Origin of the sequence: Clostridium taeniosporum, assembly GCF_001735765.2 — a bacterium.
Classification (GTDB): Bacteria; Bacillota; Clostridia; order Clostridiales; family Clostridiaceae; genus Clostridium; species Clostridium taeniosporum.
Map to the genome: position 1 here is coordinate 743487 of NZ_CP017253.2, position 19020 is coordinate 762506.

The 19020-nt window shown below is 23.4% G+C and carries 14 protein-coding genes and 1 other annotated feature; of the genes, 9 read left to right on the plus strand and 5 right to left on the minus strand.

The window, feature by feature from the left end; translation table 11 throughout:
• Positions 1-60 precede the first annotated feature (60 nt).
• The 3 genes from BGI42_RS03600 to BGI42_RS03610 all read left to right on the plus strand — a co-directional run bounded on the left by BGI42_RS03600 (position 61) and on the right by BGI42_RS03610 (position 3335).
• Entirely contained in the window at positions 61-255 is a 195-nt protein-coding gene (locus tag BGI42_RS03600; RefSeq protein ID WP_069679008.1) for a DUF4250 domain-containing protein, read from the plus strand.
• Between the two features lie 350 nt (positions 256-605).
• Positions 606-2366 carry a putative bifunctional diguanylate cyclase/phosphodiesterase gene (locus tag BGI42_RS03605; RefSeq protein ID WP_069679009.1) on the plus strand — a complete coding sequence of 587 codons (1761 nt, stop codon included), beginning with the start codon at positions 606-608 and terminating at the stop codon, positions 2364-2366.
• Positions 2367-2404: 38 nt separating this feature from the next.
• Positions 2405-2641, plus strand: a binding site (T-box leader).
• Positions 2642-2816: 175 nt separating this feature from the next.
• Positions 2817-3335: a tryptophan transporter gene (locus tag BGI42_RS03610; protein WP_069679010.1), complete on the plus strand. Its 519-nt coding sequence runs from the start codon at positions 2817-2819 to the stop codon at positions 3333-3335.
• 49 nt (positions 3336-3384) lie between these two features.
• Here the strand turns inward: BGI42_RS03610 and BGI42_RS03615 are convergent, their stop codons facing one another.
• On the minus strand, positions 3385-4101 hold the full coding sequence (locus tag BGI42_RS03615; protein WP_069679011.1) for a polysaccharide deacetylase family protein: 717 nt from the start codon (positions 4099-4101) through the stop codon (positions 3385-3387).
• A gap of 310 nt (positions 4102-4411) precedes the next feature.
• Between BGI42_RS03615 and BGI42_RS03620 the strand changes: the two genes are divergently transcribed.
• The 3 genes from BGI42_RS03620 (at position 4412) to BGI42_RS03630 (ending at position 11272) form a co-directional block, all read left to right on the plus strand.
• Positions 4412-9679, plus strand: coding sequence for a diguanylate cyclase (locus tag BGI42_RS03620; RefSeq protein WP_242984745.1), 5268 nt, complete (start codon positions 4412-4414; stop codon positions 9677-9679).
• A 48-nt stretch (positions 9680-9727) separates the two neighbouring features.
• Entirely contained in the window at positions 9728-10630 is a 903-nt protein-coding gene (locus tag BGI42_RS03625; RefSeq protein ID WP_242984746.1) for an MSCRAMM family protein, read from the plus strand.
• Positions 10631-10807: 177 nt separating this feature from the next.
• Positions 10808-11272, plus strand: coding sequence for a dUTP diphosphatase (locus BGI42_RS03630; RefSeq protein WP_069679013.1), 465 nt, complete (start codon positions 10808-10810; stop codon positions 11270-11272).
• A gap of 91 nt (positions 11273-11363) precedes the next feature.
• Here BGI42_RS03630 and abc-f read toward each other — a convergent pair whose 3' ends face one another.
• The gene (abc-f, locus tag BGI42_RS03635; RefSeq protein ID WP_069679014.1) at positions 11364-13289 is read right to left on the minus strand and encodes a ribosomal protection-like ABC-F family protein; all 1926 of its coding nucleotides are present in this window, start codon (positions 13287-13289) and stop codon (positions 11364-11366) included.
• A 107-nt stretch (positions 13290-13396) separates the two neighbouring features.
• Here abc-f and BGI42_RS03640 point away from each other — a divergent pair, with 107 nt between their 5' ends.
• Positions 13397-14011: a TetR/AcrR family transcriptional regulator gene (locus BGI42_RS03640; RefSeq protein WP_069679015.1), complete on the plus strand. Its 615-nt coding sequence runs from the start codon at positions 13397-13399 to the stop codon at positions 14009-14011.
• 101 nt (positions 14012-14112) lie between these two features.
• Here BGI42_RS03640 and BGI42_RS03645 read toward each other — a convergent pair whose 3' ends face one another.
• Together BGI42_RS03645 and BGI42_RS03650 are read right to left on the minus strand one after the other, a co-directional pair.
• Positions 14113-14733, minus strand: coding sequence for a DUF4397 domain-containing protein (locus tag BGI42_RS03645; protein ID WP_069679016.1), 621 nt, complete (start codon positions 14731-14733; stop codon positions 14113-14115).
• Positions 14734-14742: 9 nt separating this feature from the next.
• Positions 14743-15282, minus strand: coding sequence for a hypothetical protein (locus tag BGI42_RS03650; RefSeq protein ID WP_069679017.1), 540 nt, complete (start codon positions 15280-15282; stop codon positions 14743-14745).
• A gap of 328 nt (positions 15283-15610) precedes the next feature.
• On the opposite strand from BGI42_RS03650, the gene BGI42_RS03655 reads away from it, so the two are divergent.
• Positions 15611-16918, plus strand: a complete 1308-nt coding sequence (locus BGI42_RS03655) for an aminotransferase class V-fold PLP-dependent enzyme (RefSeq protein WP_069679018.1) — start codon at positions 15611-15613, stop codon at positions 16916-16918.
• A gap of 95 nt (positions 16919-17013) precedes the next feature.
• Here the strand turns inward: BGI42_RS03655 and BGI42_RS03660 are convergent, their stop codons facing one another.
• On the minus strand, positions 17014-18231 hold the full coding sequence (locus tag BGI42_RS03660; protein WP_069679019.1) for a 6-phosphofructokinase: 1218 nt from the start codon (positions 18229-18231) through the stop codon (positions 17014-17016).
• A gap of 213 nt (positions 18232-18444) precedes the next feature.
• On the opposite strand from BGI42_RS03660, the gene BGI42_RS03665 reads away from it, so the two are divergent.
• Positions 18445-18996 carry a manganese efflux pump MntP gene (locus tag BGI42_RS03665; protein WP_069679020.1) on the plus strand — a complete coding sequence of 184 codons (552 nt, stop codon included), beginning with the start codon at positions 18445-18447 and terminating at the stop codon, positions 18994-18996.
• The last annotated feature ends 24 nt before the right edge of the window (positions 18997-19020 follow it).

Sequence of the window (19020 nt, forward strand, 5' to 3'; positions counted from 1 at the left end):
AAATAATAGAATTAGAAGTATATTATAAATAAATACAAAATATTTAAAAGGATGATGAATATGAATAGAGAAGATATAATAAATATGGATCCAAATTTATTAATTAGTATTGTAAATATGAAATTAAGAGATAACTATGATTCATTAGAATCTCTTTGCTATGATTTAGATTTAAGAGAAGAGGATATAATACATAGATGTAAAAGCATTGGATATGAATATAGTAAATTACATAATCAATTTAAAGCATTTTAGGCATATAAAAATAAATACTAAGTCAAAGATGAGATGGATATTTTGTGAAATAAAATGACTTGGGCGTTGCTAATAGTTTTACTATTAGTAGATTCTAATGAAGAAGTAGTTCACAAAATAAATTAACATATTGACTAGTTATTTAATTTAATGTGACTTAATTGCAAATTGGTATAATAGAATAAAAGGAATAGGAGGAGAGAATAATGAACTTAAAGAAATATGGAAAAATCATGGGCGTTCTTGCAGCAACTACAGCGTTAGTAGTATCTCTAGTAAATGATAAAAAGGACAATAAGGATGTTAATGACAAGTAATTAAAATAATTATTTGATGAGGTAATGTTAATTATGAATATAGAAAAACTAGAGTTTAATTACAAGGATTTATTTAATCACTTAGATATTAATGGAATAACTATGTTCTGGAATCCCCAAAAGGATGAATTGACATTTGAATATAAAATAGTTGATTTTTTAGAAGAATATGAAATAGAGAATAAAGAAATTAATCAATTTTTAAACTATGTATATATCGAAGATTTAGAAAAATTAAGAAATGTATTTCAAGAAGATTTAGAAAAAGCGTATACTTCTAAAAAACACATAGTAATTAATTATAGAATCAAAAAAAATAACAATATTTTGTATTTTATTTTTGTAGGTAAAATAATTAAGAACTATGAAGGATATATTTTAATAGGTATACATTATTGTTTTGAAAATATAGAATTAAATCATTGGAATTCAGAAATAGATTTTGTATATAGGGAATTATCAGAAGAGTACTTTATAAATGAAAAAATAGCTTCGTTAATTGAATGTGATAGAACAACAGAGCTTCCTAATTGTTATTATTTCAAACGAACAGTAATGGATTTTTTAAAAGAATGTAAAGAAGACCAAATACAATGTGCTATGTTAATGCTTAATTTAGATAATTTTAAATATGTAAATGAATCTTTTGGACATGAATTTGGAGATAGAGCATTAAAGGTGGCTGCTAATAAGATATTATCTTTAGTTTCGGAATACGATCTAGTATGTAGATATAGTGGTGATACTTTTTTGATATTTATTCCGGATATAATAGATTTAAATAAAGTAAGTATTTTATGTAGAAAGATAGTTAAATCCTTTGATGAATCAATAATAATGGATAAAAAAGAAGTTTATGTTAGTATAAGTATAGGAGCTGCTTTGTATCCATATAATGGAATAGATTTTGAGACACTTTTAAAAAATTCAGATGCAGCTATGTATGTAGCAAAAAGAAATGGTAAGAATGAATATAATTTTTTTAATGATAATATATCAATTGAATTAAATAGAGTATATTCATTACAAAAAGGGTTAAGATATGCTTTGGATAATAAGGAAATATTTATAGTATTTCAGCCTAAAGTTACATTAGGTGACTTTTTAGTACGTAGTTTTGAAGCTTTGGTAAGATGGCATAGTAATGATATTGGGATAGTTAGTCCTGATGAGTTTATTCCAATAGCTGAAAATACAAAAATGATTATTCCAATTGGAAGTTTTGTATTAGAAGAAGTGTTCAAGAAAGTTCGTATATTAATAAATGAGGGATATTCAAATTTTAAAATAGCGATAAATTTATCAGAAATGCAACTTAGAGAAGACAGTGTTGTATCAGATTTAAAAAGATGTATAAATAAATATAGAGTTAATCCTAATTATATTCAAGTAGAAATAACTGAAAGCATGTTAATGAAATCATTTGATAAAAATATAAAAATACTTAATGAGATTAAGAATTTAGGAATAAGTATAGCATTAGATGATTTTGGGACAGGTTATTCATCATTGAATTATTTAACAAAACTTCCCATTGATGCATTAAAAATTGACAGGACATTTGTTATTGATTTAGAAGATAATTTAAAAAATAAATGTATAATAGAAAATATTATAAATTTATCACATCAATTGGGTATAGAAGTAATAGCAGAAGGTGTAGAATCTAAACAACAAGTAGAATATTTAAAGAATATTTCTTGTGATGTAGTTCAGGGGTATTATTATAGTAAACCTGAAAAATTTGAAAAAATTAAAAGTATGATATGTAAAAAAATTTCTAAAGATAATTGACAAATTTTCAAAAAAGAGATATTATATATACAAATAATATAAATTCGTTGAAAAGGGATAGTAATCAAGTGCTAGGTTTAAGAGAGCTGAAGATGGTGTGATTTCAGTACTGATGCTAATGATGAATGGGCCTTTGAGAAGCAATATGAAATCTTTTAGAGAGTAGTTGAGCCGTAAGTCGCACGTTATAGCGAATGAGATATGTTAGTATCAAAAACGAGAGGCATATTTATTATGCAATTTAGGTGGCAACGCGGATAATATCCGTCCTATATATTTTATATAGGACGGTTTTTTTATTTATAAAAATAAATTGTTGCTTATTAAAAATTATATATAGATACTAACTACTTAGAATTTAAAGTATATGGGGTGTGGTAGTTATGTTGTGAAATAGAGTGTATTTTGGAAAATTAGTATTAATTATTAAAATTAAATGGGGGAATTAAAATGAACACAAAAAGAATGATTACAAATGCAATTTTAATAGCAATAGGAGTAATTTTACATCAACTTACACCAGCACTTGGACTACCAATGCAACCAGACTTTGCATTAGCTATATTATTTATAATAATTGTTTATAACAAAGATTATAAAACAACGGTTATTTGTGGGCTTATAGTAGGAATCTTTACAGCATTAACTACTAAAACTCCAGGAGGACAACTACCTAATATGGCAGATAAATTTATTACTTGTAATATAATGTATTTAATATTAATGCCTTTAAGAAGTAGAATTTCTAAAAATATACAAATGATAATGTTATTATCTTTTGGAACTTTATTAAGTGGAGTAACATTTTTAACTGTATTAATGTTAACATCAGGCTTACCAAGTGGAGCATCGTTTAAAGTACTTTTTATGGCAGTAGTATTACCTACAACTGTTTTGAATTCAATTGCTGGATATATGGTATATAAAATAGTTCAAAGGACAGTATCAACAACAAAAGCATACGTTTAATTAGGAAAATAAAGCATCTATATTATTATAAAATAATATAGATGCTTTATTATTTAGTAATATGATATTGTTCAGGAGTTTCATCTGTAATAGTTTTAAATTCATAATCTTTATCTTTATAATATTTAATTATTTGTGGTAAAGCTTTAACAGAATTTTTACTAATATAGCTACAATGCATTAATAAAATAACTTTATCTTTATCACTTCTAGAATTTTTTATAAATGTACTAGGGTTTGCTAAATGATTAGCACCATCTCCACTATCTACATTCCAATCATATATTCTTAAGTTATTTTCATGAAGTAGATCAACCATAGGTTTACATAAATGATAGCTAGTATTATTACATCCAAATGGAAATCTTAAAATATTAGGTTTTATTCCAATAACAGAATTTATTAATTCTTGAGTTTCTAACATTTCTTTTAAAAAATGTTCATTAGAAGAATATAAGTTGTTTTTTTTATGAGACATGCTATGTAAACCAATAGAATGCCCTTCATTATAAAGTCTTTTTACTAAATCTTCTTGCCCCTTAATTTGTTCTCCTATTAAAAAAAATGTTGCATGTACTTTTTCATTTTTTAAAATATCTAGAATATCTTCTGTAATTTTTTTAGCTGGACCATCATCAAATGTTAAATAAACCACTTTATTATTATTTATTTCATCTTCTGCAAAAATAGTTTTGTTATTAAGATTAATTAGTAGTATAAATGATAATAATATAATAATTAATCTATTAAGTTTATTAAGTTTCATAAAATCACCTTCAGTATATATTTTGATAATATTATTCCCTTAAATATTAAAAATATTTATATCTGGTAAATGTATGTTTTGGTTGAATTGCGTTCCGGTAAGTGTTAAAATTACAGGTATATGGAATATATGTATAAAAATGGAGAAGAGATATTTAATTATACTTATCAGATAAGACTATTTATAGAAGAGAAGAGTTCTCATTTATAAATAGTCTTTTAAGATAAAAATAAGAATTATCTATTATATAAATGTATTAAACAAAAATATTTATATAGTTTTATATAAAACAGTAAAGAGGTGAACTTACTTGAAAATTTTAAATAATAAATATTCTATTGATAGTTCTATAGATAATAATGAAAATTTTTATATATATAAAGTTACTAATATTTTCAATAATAAAACATATAGCTTATATATTTTTCAAGACAATGTTGAATATGAAAATTGTAGAGAATATTTATTAAGTAAGTTTAAGACATTAAGAAATTTGAATTTTAAAAATTTAGTTAATATATTGGATATAGAAATAATAAGGAATATAGATGGAGTAAATTTAGATAAATTAAATTATGGATATGTAACAGAGTATATAGAAAGTTTAATAGATACCCAAAATTATTTTAATGAATCCTCATTTAATAAAAAGTTAGATATTTTTATGCAGTTATGTGCAGCAGTTAATACTTTAAATATTAAGGGATATATATTTAATGAATTAAATATTAAAGATATTAATATAATTTTAGATAACAAGGGTAAACCATTATTAAAAATAAAAAATCTTCTACAATATGAGATAAGTAAACTTAGAGCGAATAATTTATTAGATGTGCAATCATTACCGTATCCTTATAATATTGAAAAATTAGATTGTGAAATTAGTCAAAAGGATAATATAAAAGATATATTATCTCTATTTAAGTATATGTTTAATGAAAAAGAATTAAACATATACTTTAAAGAAAATAACTGCATAGATAATATACTATCATTTAATAGAGTACATAAGATAACAGATTTTATTAAATGGATAAATAAGAGACTAAGAACAAATTATAATATATTTGTTTTTGAAGCGTTAGATAAAGTAACAACTGATTTAGATATTATTGGGATGGAAGAGGAAATAAAAAAAGTAGAATTAAGATTAAAATATATATATGAAAATAAATTAAAATATAAGATAATATGCTTTAAGGGAGAACAAGGTAATGGAAAAACTAAAACTTTAATTGAAATTAAGAATAAAATACTAAGAAAATATGTAGGGAATAATGGTGAAAATGGATTTTTAATAATAGATAATCTAGATGAAAATAATTCATTTATGTTTATTATAGAAAAGATATTAAGCAGATTGGATAAATATCTGAAAGACAAATATGAATTATATTTAAAAAAATTCATATTGATGATTTTGGATAAAAATGTGGTTATAAATGAGGAAGTTTTTAAAATTATTAATAGAGTTTGTGCTTTATTACATGAATATACTTTAAATAATGTATTAATTATTTTGATAGATGACATTGAAAAAACAAGTGAAATATTCAAAGTATTTTTTAAATATATGTGCTTTTTGCGAAAAAAATTAGAAAATGTAATGGTTATAATATCAACCAATGAGGAAAATTTTGATTCTAATATGATAAATTATATGAAATCAATTAAAGAATTAATAAATTATGAGGAAGTTTCAATAAATTATTTTAATAATTATAATACTAGCAAAATGGTAAAAAACATGTTGAATTACCATAAAAGTATAGATGAACTTTCAATGAAGATATATTCTGAAACTTTAGGAAAGCCAGGTTTTATAAGCAAAACTATAGAGGGGTTATATAAAGAAGGAATTATATATTTATGTAAAGATGATGGTAAATGGAAAAGTAAGATCAATATAAATGATATAGTAATTCCTAAAGTGGTAAAAAAAATTTTAGAAAATAAAATGTTAAATTTGAATAGTGAAGAGCTTGAGGTTTTAGAAAGATTATCAATATTTCAAACTCCATTATCAGAAACTTTAATATTTTCATATGTAATTTTAGATAAAAAGAGAAAAGATAGATATTATAAATTAAAAAAAGATAGATTTTTAATTGAAAAGATAAGTGATGATGGAGTTAGGGTAGATTTTTATAATGATTTAATAAAAAAAATAATTTATTCTAAAATCCCAAAAGAAAAAAGTTTAACTATGCATAATGATGCATGTTATTTTTTGGAATGCATATTAAAAAATACTCAGGAATATTTAGATGAATTTTTAAATCAATTAGAAAAATCAAATCAAAGAGATAAGTTAGTAGAATACAGTTTAAAATGTGGAAAAAATTTTGATCAAATAGGGGATACGTTTAAAGCAATAGATTATTATAAAAAGGCATTAAATTATTCTAAAGATAGCAAAAAAACACGAATTGCAATAAGTATTGCAAAATTGAATGAAAAAGTAGGAAAGGATAAGGAGGCATATAATTATTTTAATAAAGCTAACATATATTCAGTAAATAATAATCAAAAGGAGTTACAAATATATGCATTACTTAGAATGATAATTATAACATCTAAGGAGTATAGAGCAATAGATTTAACTTTTCCATTAGAAGTAGTTAGAAAGCTTTTAAGAAATATCACATATCCTAAAGGTGAAGCGTACTATTACTATGCACTTGCATCAGTAGTCAAAGTAAAAGAAAAGAAAGAATTATCAGTAAAATATATAGAAGAAGTATTTAAAATTTGTGAAGTTAATAACATAAAAGTTGGAGTATATGCTTGTGCAAAATTATTATTGAGTAATATATATATATCTAGAGGTAAATATGATAAAGCTAGAAAGTTATTAACTGAATCAATGAGTGTATTTGAAATTGAAAATAATTATTCAGGTATATTAACTACCAAAATAAATTTCGAAATTATAAATAAAGAAGTTGGAGAAAATATAAGCAACATATTATGTAATATTACACATATTAAAAGATTATGTAATAAATATAAAGTGTATAAAAAAGAGGTTACAAGCTTAATATACATTGCTAAATGTAATATAGAAATATTTGAATATAAAAAAGCTGCAAAAAACTTATTATTAGCCTTAGAAGTTGCTAGAGAAAATGGTTTGGATAGATATATACTAAAAATTTGTACATTATTATGCTTAGTATATTGTAGAGAAGGAAAAATAAAATTAGCTTCAGATTATTATCAATTAATTTTACAACTAAAAGATGGTATACAGGTATCAGGATTAGATATGTTAACTTTAAAATCTGCACAAGCATTATATAATTCAATAATTTATAATTTTAAAACAGCATTTAAAGAGTTAAGTGTAGTTAATGATATAGGAAATGACTATAAGGGATCTGAATTTAGTAAGATAAAAAGTCAGTATTATCAATTATGTATTATTAATTGCAAAAATGAAGGTGATGTAAAATATAATTTTAAATTATTAAAAGAAGAATTGGTTAATTTAAAGAATTCTATAATAAAAGAAAGTATGATAATAGGAAGCATAACAAGTATACTACTTTTAGGATATAAGGAATTATCTAGAGAATTATTTTCTGATATAAAAGAGTGTCCTAAGTATTATGATAACCAATTAGCATATATCTTTTTACAAATATATTTCTCAAAAGATGATGAGTGTGAAAATTTAATTAATAGTGCTTTAAACATAATTAGATTTGCTAAAAATAAACAAATAAAAGGTATAGTATACTGTTCAATAGCAGAAAAATATGAATTTAAAGGAGATTTTGAACTTGCTATAAATTACTATTATGAATCTATTAATATATTTATTAATATATTAAACTCATTACCTGAAAAAGAAAAATTACAATATGCTAATAATAGTATGTTTTTATTTGCTTATGATAAATTTAGAAAAATATTAGTTGAAAATATTGGTATAAAATTAAATTTGGATAAAGTAGAATATATAAATTCAAATATTAAAATAAGCGATTTATTAGGTAAACTTAAAATAAATAAATTAATATTAAATGAAGAATTTTTTAATATAATGCAAAATAATTATAGTAATAATTATTTTAATTTTAAAAAAAACATACATGAGATATTAAATGGATTTTCTAGTGATATATTGAAAAATTTAGATGAATTATTAAAATATACTGCAAGATTAACTTTAGCAGATAAAGCTTTACTTACTGTTGAAAATAATTTTGGAGAAAATCGAGTTATATGTAAATATAGAATAAGAAATGATGATGAAATAAAGAAATATATTGCATTAAAAATAAACTCAAATAAAGACATAATTACTATATGCAATGATTATGATAATAACAGCAGGATAAATTATGAAATTATTAAAGATGGAATTAAGGCAGTTATGTATATTAAATTTGGAAATAAAAGAAAGTTTATAAATAATAATGAATGTATTAATGGAAAACTAATATTAATATCAAATAATTCTATTAATAATATAAATTCTAATTCAGAAATCACAGTTAAAAAATTAGTGCCTTTTATTATATTTTTATTAGATCAATATAATTTAATGATAACATCTACTTTAGATAAACTTACGGGTGCATATAATAGAAAATATCTTGAAAAAGTTTTTGATAATCTTATTAATGATTCATACTCTAAAGAAAAGGAATTTTCATTAATTATTTTTGATATAGATGATTTTAAGGGAGTAAATGATAGATATGGTCATCAAACTGGAGATGAAGTGTTAATAAAATTAACTGAAGAAGTAAAAAATTCTTTATGTAAAGATGAAATCTTTGTTAGGTATGGAGGAGAGGAATTTATAATACTTTTACCAGAAAAAAATCAAAAAGAAGCTTATATGTTAGCAGAAAGAATAAGAAATAGAATAGAAAAGGCCAAAATTTTAGGTAACAAAAGGACAGTAACTATTAGTTTAGGGATATCAGTTTATATGAAACATTCCTCTAATTCAGAAGAACTAATTAAAATGGCAGATCAAGCTTTATATACATCTAAAGCACAGGGAAAAAACAGAACAACTATATGGAATGAAAATATAGATGTCTTAAATAATAATTTAAACACTTCTAAAAGGATGTTATTATCAAGGTATAATAAGGATAATAATTTGATTTTGTTAATAAAAGATATTATTGAATTATTGTCAAATAAAAATAGTAAAGAAGATAAATTATATAAATTTCTTTCTAAAATAATTCAAATAACTGATTCAGAATTTGCTACAGCTTTTATTATAGAAAATAATAAAATAACAAACATTTATAGTAAAAAAATTCAAGAGGATAATGCTTATAATAAGGAAAGATTTAATATTAATTTAATAGAACAGGTTATAAAAAATGCCAAAGGATGCTATTTAGTGGATTGGGATAATTCATATATTAATAAACATTTTGGTATATATGATTGGAAATCATTATGTATAAATCCTATTATATATAACAATGAAGTTATTGGAATTATATATGTGTCTATTTCGGTTAATAAAAAAGAATATACATTAGAAGATTTACATTTAATAAATTATTTAGGTCAGCTTATGATACCATTATTTTTCTAAAAATAATAATTATAAAAAATAAGAAAGTAGTAATTTTATAATAACCTTATGGTAAGTCATTATCACATAAAATATTTACAAGCATATTCTAATATTGTAGAAATAAGAAAGGAAAGTTTTATGGGTAATGATGTTAATAATTCTAATAGCAATATGCATATAAATTTATCAGCAGATGGTCAAAAAATAAAATATTATGAATCTGATGATGATATGTGTGTATTTGAGATATTAGATGATAATTCTAAATTTTCTAATATAGATAATAATCGAATAAATAATAATAGGGACATAGACACCCCAAAATATAATTTTATGAAAAGTGTAAATAATTTACCAGAAAGAAATTTCAACTTAATAGAGGATGGTGAGGAATTATTTAATAAAGAATGTGATTTATTAAATGAAAATGACATAATAGATAATTGTGATTTATTAAAAAAAGATAATGATTATAAAGAAAGTACCCAAAAACAAAAATCATTTTATGAAAACTATGAATCAGATATACAGAAATATCATACATTAAATAAGTCCAAAGATAATGATTTTAACTATTATAATAATCCTAATTATTACAATGATTTTAATTATTATGATGATGAATGTACAGATGTTGATGGAAAAATAATAGTTTTGGCATCTATAAATTGTGATGGCAAAAACAAATGTTTAGAAGGAGCTAAGATAAATTTATACAGATTAAATGGAGTGTGTCCACAATTTGTAGAATCATATTTAACAGATAGACAAGGAAAAGTTGAATTTAAAAATTTATCAGAAGGATGTTATAGAATAATAGAAATTGTTAATAAAAATTATTTTGAAAAACCTAAATATATAGATTGGAATGAGGTAAATATTAATAAAGAAAATACTGAAGCAAAGGTATTAGTTATGAATAAGTTGAAAAAAAAATGCAGAAGAAATTTTAGATGTAGAGAATATTAAATTTCAGAAGATTGATAAGAAAAAACTTATCAATCTTTTGAAATTTATAAAATAATATTTTATAATCAAATAAGCATTATTTTATTGTATACAAAATTATATAATGCTTAAGCTTATAAGCTTTATATAAGTTAAATATTAAAAATAAAATTAAACAAAGAATGGAAGAGATTACATATGAAAATTAGAGTTAAATATTTTGATGGTGCAAGTAAATTAAAAAAAATACCAAAGGGAAACTGGATTGATGTATATGCGAATAAAGATATTTTTGTTGGTATAAATGAAAGGGCAATGATTCCATTAGGGTTTGCATTAGAATTGCCACAAGGATGGGAAGGACATCTAGCTCCTAGAAGTTCAACTTTTAAAAGTTGGGGAATTATTCAAACAAATTCAATTGGAGTTGTAGATGATACATATATAGGTGATAATGATGAATGGCATATGCCCGTATATTGTTTACAAGGAAAAGATGTAGAATTTTTAAATGGACAAGAAAAAGAAGGTACATGGATAAGAAAGGGGGATAAGATAGGACAGTTTAGAATAATGGAAGTTATGCCGAATTTAGAATTTGATGAAGTAGAATCATTCGGTAATAGTGATAGAGGGGGCTTTGGTACTACAGGAGTAAAATAGTATATTGAAAATATAGCTGGAAAGTAGATTGCCAGCTATATTTAAATATTAACTTATATAAATTATTTTATGTCTTTTAAAATAATATTATTTAATTTGATTCGTTTAATTGTTCCCATTCTTCATAAAACTTTTCAATTAAGCTTTCTTTAGCTTTAATTTCTTTATTAATTCTTTCGCTTTCTGATGGAACAGAATAAATCTCTTCTTTACATAGTTCTTCTTGAAGTTTTATTAAATCTTCTTCATTTTTATTTATAGTTTCTTCAAGAGTTTTTATTTTATTTTGAAGTGCTCTAGCTTCTTTGTCTAAAGCCTTTTTCTTCTTTTTTTCCATATTTAATTGAGTTTTTGTTTTTGATGAATTATGCTCATTAAAATTTTCAAATCTTAAAGGATTTTTCTTCTTCTCTGTATAGTAAGTATAATTTCCTAAATAATTCACAACACCGTCTTTGGTTAATTCTAATATTCTATTTATAACTTTGTTTAAAAAATACCTATCATGTGATATTACAATTAATGAACCATCATAACTTAAAATTGCATCTTCTAAAGCTTCTCTAGAAGGTATATCTAAATGATTAGTAGGCTCATCTAACAATAGTAAATTAGATTTAGATAACATAAGTTTTAATAAATTAATTCTACATTTTTCTCCACCACTAAGTTTATCAATTTTTTTAAAAACATCATCTCCAGTAAATAAAAATGAAGCTAGAATATTTCTAATTTGTGTTGTCGTTAATTCAGGAAAATCATCCCAAATTTCATCTATTATTGTTTTATCAGGATTAATATTAGATTGTTCTTGATCATAATATCCAACATTAACATTTGCACCTAAAACTTTAACACCACTATCACTTTTAACTTTATCCATTATAATATTAAATAGAGTTGTTTTACCTCTACCATTTTCACCGATTAAAGCAATTTTTTCACCACGTTTTAAGTCTAATGAAAGGTTAGAAAATAGTTTCTTTTCTCCATAAGATTTAGACAGATTTTCAATATGTAACACATCAAATCCACTTTTTACCGAGGTTTCAAATTTTATCTTAGAACCAGCTTTTTCAACATCTGGTGCATCAATTAATTCAATTTTATTAAGAGCTTTTTCTCTACTTTCAGCAGCTTTAATACTTTTTTCCCTATTGAATGATCTAAATCTCTCAATAATAGCTTCCTGTCTTTTAATTTCAGCCTGTTGAAGAGTATAAGCTTTTAATTTACTTTCATAATCTTTTTCTTTTAACTCTAAATATTTAGTATATGGTGCATTGTAGCAATTAATATGACCATTTATAACTTGAAAAGTTATATTAGTAACAGAATCTAAAAAATATCTATCATGAGAAATTATAAGAACTGTACCTTTATAAGTTTTCAAATATTCTTCAAGCCATTCAATTGCATCTAAATCTAAATGGTTTGTAGGTTCATCTAGAAGAAGTATATCGGGTTTTAGAAGTAGTAATTTACATAATGCCACTCTAGTTTTTTGTCCACCACTAAGAGTTGAAATGATTTTACTAAAGTCATCTTCATTAAATCCTAAACCTTTAACTACTCGGGAAATTTCACCTTTATATGTATAACCACCTCTGTTTTCATATAAATCTTGAGCAGTAGTATAATCTTTTATTATTTTTTCATGATAAGCAGCATTATTCTCATTATAAGGTTCACTCATTTTTATTTGAAGATTAGAAATTTTATTTTCTAATTGTATAAGTTCGTTAAATACTGTTAACATTTCTTCATAAAGAGTTACTTCAGAATTTAAATTTAAGTGTTGAGATAAATACCCTATAGATTTATTTTTATCTATATAAACATCGCCTGAATCTTGAAGGATTTCTTTTGAAAGGATTTTAAATAGAGTGGATTTTCCTTCTCCATTTGATCCAATTATACCAATTTTATCTCCATCATTAACAGAAAAAGTTACATCTTTTAATATATCATCTATTCCATAACTTTTGTTTATATCTTTACAGCTTAAAACAATCATTATTTATCCTCCAATGTTTTATTGTTATAATTAAGTATATATTATATAATTATACTATTTTATAATAGGTATATCAATTTAATGAATAATCTTTGGAGGAATTATAAATGAACTTATATGACGAAAAGATTGATAAAGTAAGAGTCAAGAAAAAGTTAAAAGAAAAACAACTATTTGACTCAGCATATGATCTGTTTTTAACTCAGGGAATAGAAAAAACTTCTATAAGTGATATAGTTAATAAAGCTGGAATAGCAAAAGGTACATTTTATTTATATTTTACTGATAAATATGATCTTCTAAATAAACTTATATTAAAAAAGAGTAATAAATTATTAAAGGATGCTTTAAATGAGACATCAAAGAATTCTATAGATGATTTTCCTAAAAGAGTACTATTTTTTATAAATTATATAATAGAAAATTTAAAGGATAATAAGTTACTTCTTAAAATTATAAATAAAAATATATCATGGGGGCTATATAGAAAAAATGTATTGAAACCTGAAGAATATGATAATGTAAGGAAAGTAGTGGAGAGTTTTATAAACAACTTGGTTAAGTCAGGTATGGATAAAGAAGAAGCAGAAATGACTTTATTTATGATAATAGAGTTAGTGGGAAGTATATGTTTTACAACCATAATATTTAAAGAGCCTACAGATATAGATACAATAAAACCTATCTTATTTAAAAAAATTTTAGCTATGATACAAGTTTAAATATTTTATTGTTTAATCTAAGATAAAAATTTTTATAGAAATAAAACACCTATTTTAAAATATAAATTAAATATTTTAAAATAGGTGTTAGTTAGTTTAAATTAACTTTTTTTATAAACATCTTTAGTAAGTACATAGCCTATTCTAGGAGTATCATTTAATAATCCAACAATATAAATTGTTATGAATACATTTTTCCCTAAATCAATATTGCTTATAAATTTACTAAAATTATTTTTATCTGATACAACAAAATTATATATTCCAGGAGATACAGGATAATAATCTGTTATTTCTAAGTAAGGAGTTTCATCAAATAAAATAGGACCATTTGGTAAAGATAAAGATAAATTAAACGAATTTGGTGAAAGGTTAATAAACCTTACATATGAGAGTAGAGGGTTAGCTTCAGATTCTCCATCATCTAATTTTAAAAGTGACACTTCGTTATCTTCATAATTTATATTTATAGTTGAAGATGAAAGAGGTAATACCTCTATTGTTTCAGATAATAAAGGATCATCATAAGTATATGCTTTATATAGCTTAATGTTATATTTACCAGGAGCCATGTCTATATAATTTGAAATTTCTCCAAATGAAAGGTTAGAGTATATTAAATTACCATTCGCATAAATATCTACACTTATAGATTCTGGAACAGCATGTAAAAATCTTATATTAGACTTTATATCAGGAAAAGAATTTCTAAATAAGAACATCACATTCACTTACCTTTCTTTATAATATCTTAATGATAATTTTATTATTCTTTTGATCATAATTTTAGCTATTGGATAAGGAATACCATAACGTAAAAAAGTATTTAATATATTAGGGTTGTTTCTTTGAATTTTAAAGAAGATTCTATTTACTTTATTATCTGGACGAACTCTATCTAAGTCTTCATTTTCATCTAAATCTAAATCAAATTCTCTTAATATCTTATCAGGAGTTAGATCATTTATATCATTATCATTTTCTAATGTCATATTATTTTTATAATTTGTATCTTTTTCTAATTGGTTAGTATAGCAGTAGAGTTGCGATTCCATAGTTTCATCTGGAAATAAATTTGAAGACTCAGTATCATTTCTAAAATTATAATCAAAGTTATTATAGTCATCAGCAAAAATAGAATTATTAACTTTAAAAAAGGGAGTCAAGGATGAATTATTACAACGAAAATTAAAAGTATTTTTTAAGGGCATAAAATCATAATCAAGCTCGTCATTGTATTGAATATTCATATATTTTTTATCAGGTTTCATTTTATAATATACCTCCATATATTTTCTTAATAACTATATGACTGTAAAATATTATTTGTTACAATTTATAATATGACTTCATATAAATATATATGCTTTAAAGCACATTCAAATAAATAACTAGTTAGTATGATGGTTTATTTTGTCAACTACTTCTTCCTTGGAATCTCCTAATATCACAACTATTAGGATAACAAAAGTTATTGTATTTCACAGAATAGTTGTTGCATCTTTCACTTGTTATTTATTTTCATATACCTAATTTTGCAGTGTTTATTATGACACAATAAATACTTAACATGAATAGGATATATTGGAGGAGATGTATATGAGCATAAAAAATGAGAAGAACATTAGAAACTTGTTTATTGGAATAAATGAAAAAGTTTATAATTACAAAGGTCGTCCCATAGATTCAATAAATTTTGATAATGCAGCAACTACATCAGCTTTTAAATCAGATTTTTTATATATGAAAAATCTTAGCAAAACCTATGCGTCAATAGGAAGAGGAACAGGTCAAAAAGCAGAGATAACAACAGAATTATATTATCAATCAAAAGTATTTTTAATGGATTTCTTCAATATAAAAGATAGAGAAAAGTATGTTGTGATATATGTTAATAATACAACTGAAGCTTTAAATAAACTTGCTAAAACTTTAAATAAAGTAGATGATGAGATTGTTCTTATATCAAGAATGGAACATCATTCAAATGATTTACCTTGGAGGAATAGAGGAAAAGTTGACTATATAGAAGTTGATAAAAATGGTAGATTAAAACTTAATGAGTTAGAAGAAAAATTAAAGAATAATTTTGGAAAGATAAAATATGTATCATTAACTGGTGCATCTAATGTAACAGGATATGTAAACAATATTCACGAAATAGCTAAAATTGTTCATAAATATAATGCTAAATTAATTGTAGATGCAGCTCAACTTGTAGCACATAAAAAAATTAGCATTAGTGGAAATTCAAAAGAAGAGGATATAGACTTTCTAGTATTTTCTTCTCATAAAATATATTCTCCATTTGGAATTGGTGTAATAATAGGCTTAAAAGAAGATTTTAAAAATTCTCTTCCAGACTATTCAGGTGGAGGAACAGTTGAATTAGTTTTAGATGATGAAGTAACTTATCTTGAACCTCCAGAAAAAAATGAAGCAGGAACTCCTAATTTTTTAGGAGTAATGTCTCTAATAAATTCATTAAAAGAAATAAGGAATATAGGATATAAATTTATTGAAGAACATGAAAAAATTCTTTTAAAGAGAATGTTGCAAGGTCTTGAAAGCATTCCTCAAGTTATTAATTATGGAGACACCTTTAATATTTATGATAGATTAGGAATAGCAGTTTTTAATATAAATGGTTTTTATGACAGAGATGTGGCAGAAATATTAGCTAAAAAGAGAGGAATAGCAGTAAGGCATGGATGGTTTTGTGCACATCCATATTGTAGAAGGCTTATGAGAATAACTGAAGAAGAAGCTAGTTCTTTTCTAAATGATAGTACTAAGAAAATGCCAGGAATGATTAGAGTAAGTTTTGCAGTATACAATACAGAAAGGGAAGTAGATTTCTTTTTAAATACAGTAGAAGATATTGCAAAGGGGATTTTATATTTATAAGAATATTTACAAAATATAAAATTTTATATTTTTATACAGATATATAGAAAGGGAGTTATTTAAAGATTAACTCCCTTTCTTAGTAAAAAAGCAATTTATATATTAAAAGCTTTATATTTAGGCAAATTATTTTCCATTTTTAAACTAGGCATATCTGCTATTAATGGTAAGAAGTATTCATAGGCTTCTTCTTTTAAAAAGTTTCCATCTTCATTAATCCATTCAGTTGGGAAATATTTAACATTATTTGCTATTTTATCAGCGTCAACTAAGAAATAAGAAGCTTTATAATCTTTGGTGTTTTCACGTTTTATAGCCACCATTTTACCAGTTTCATTTTTAGCTGCACTTTCTAAAGCTATATATCCAACATTATAAGCTTCATCTAAATCTGTATTAGAAGCACAATGCATAGCACAACGTTGTAAAATTCCTAATTCTAAGGATTTTACTCTTTTTGTTATACTAGCATCAAGAATTAAGTTTCTTAGATATTGGCTAACACCACCTAATTGAGTATGACCAAATTTATCATCAGAAACACATTGGAATTCAGATATAAATTTACCATTTCCATCTTTGATACCTTCAGATACAACAATATATACTTTATTTTGTTTTTTAAATTTTTCTCTAACATCATTTATAAATTTATATTTATCAAAGACTGTTTCAGGAAGATATATAAAATCAGCTACAGGTTTGTTATCAATTTTTGCCATACAAGCAGAAGCTGCTAACCATCCAGTATCTCTTCCCATTGTTTCTAGAATAAATATTCCATTATTTAAATAAACAGAAGAATCAAGATAAGTTTCTAATACAGATGTAGTAACAAATCTTGCAGCACTACCAAATCCAGGAGTATGATCTGTAAACATCAAATCATTATCAATTGTTTTTGGAATACCTATAAAATTTATATGTATATTATTTTTTTTAGCATAAGCAGATAGCTTGGCTATTGTATCCATAGAATCATTTCCACCTACATAAAAAAATGAAGTTATATCATATTCTCTTAATATTTGAATTAAATTTTCATATTCATCACAAGAATTATCAGGATTTTGTAATTTATATCTACAAGATCCTAACCCTGAAGATGGTGTGTATCTAAAAGTTTGTAATTCATTTTCATTGATTGAAGTAAGATCAATTATACTCCCATTTAAAATACCTTCAACTCCATTTAGGCCACCATATACTTTATCAAATATTTTAAGTGACTTATTAGCATTTATTAACCCTACAACACTAGAATTAATAACAGAAGTTGGACCTCCAGATTGTGCAATAATACAATTAGACATAAAAACGCTCCTTTTTAAAACATAGTAGCATATATATGCTACACAATTTAGTTATTAGTTATACTATATTTAATAATATACAACAAAAAGTACATTAAATAAATAGTTTTTTTCATAAATATTAAATTAATTAATTATTTGTGCATATATTTTTAGTTTAATAATAATAATTATTATGAATATTAAATTTATAGATATGAGGAAAGTGATATTATGAGTTTAAGTGAAGTTATATTAATAGGGATTATATTGGCTATGGATGCATTTGGTGTAACACTGAGTATAGGATTAAATTCTATACTAACTTATAAAAATAAAATGAAATTTATATTATCATTTGCTTTTTTTCAATTTTTATTCACATATATTGGAGGTGAGGCAGGATATCTCTTTGATACTTATATTGTAAATATATCATCTTTGGCTGGAGGAATAATAATTTTTATTGTAGGTACATTAATGATATTAGATGGGATAAAAGAAGATAAAAATGATATTTTAGAAAAGAATAGTACATGTATAATATTAGGTATATCTGTAAGTATAGATGCTTTAGTGATAGGTTTCACAACTCTTCATAACTTAAAAAATAATATATTATTTACAGTGGATTCTATATTAATAGGGCTTATAACATTATTAATATGCATGATAGGATTATTCTTATGTAAGTATATAAGAAGAATTAATTTTGTAAGTAAATATGCAGATTTTTTAGCAGGAATAGTATTGATATTATTTGGATTAAAAATGGTAATGTTTTAGTTTAGTCCTTTAATAAGTATGTGT

Bases quoted from the DNA above. Each gene is read 5' to 3' on its own strand.
- BGI42_RS03600 (WP_069679008.1), top strand. From the start codon at position 61: ATGAATAGAGAAGATATAATAAATATGGATCCAAATTTATTAATTAGT.
- BGI42_RS03605 (WP_069679009.1), top strand. From the start codon at position 606: ATGAATATAGAAAAACTAGAGTTTAATTACAAGGATTTATTTAATCAC.
- BGI42_RS03610 (WP_069679010.1), top strand. From the start codon at position 2,817: ATGAACACAAAAAGAATGATTACAAATGCAATTTTAATAGCAATAGGA.
- BGI42_RS03615 (WP_069679011.1), bottom strand. From the start codon at position 4,101: ATGAAACTTAATAAACTTAATAGATTAATTATTATATTATTATCATTT.
- BGI42_RS03625 (WP_242984746.1), top strand. From the start codon at position 9,728: ATGGTAAGTCATTATCACATAAAATATTTACAAGCATATTCTAATATT.
- BGI42_RS03630 (WP_069679013.1), top strand. From the start codon at position 10,808: ATGAAAATTAGAGTTAAATATTTTGATGGTGCAAGTAAATTAAAAAAA.
- abc-f (WP_069679014.1), bottom strand. From the start codon at position 13,289: ATGATTGTTTTAAGCTGTAAAGATATAAACAAAAGTTATGGAATAGAT.
- BGI42_RS03640 (WP_069679015.1), top strand. From the start codon at position 13,397: ATGAACTTATATGACGAAAAGATTGATAAAGTAAGAGTCAAGAAAAAG.
- BGI42_RS03645 (WP_069679016.1), bottom strand. From the start codon at position 14,733: ATGTTCTTATTTAGAAATTCTTTTCCTGATATAAAGTCTAATATAAGA.
- BGI42_RS03650 (WP_069679017.1), bottom strand. From the start codon at position 15,282: ATGAAACCTGATAAAAAATATATGAATATTCAATACAATGACGAGCTT.
- BGI42_RS03655 (WP_069679018.1), top strand. From the start codon at position 15,611: ATGAGCATAAAAAATGAGAAGAACATTAGAAACTTGTTTATTGGAATA.
- BGI42_RS03660 (WP_069679019.1), bottom strand. From the start codon at position 18,231: ATGTCTAATTGTATTATTGCACAATCTGGAGGTCCAACTTCTGTTATT.
- BGI42_RS03665 (WP_069679020.1), top strand. From the start codon at position 18,445: ATGAGTTTAAGTGAAGTTATATTAATAGGGATTATATTGGCTATGGAT.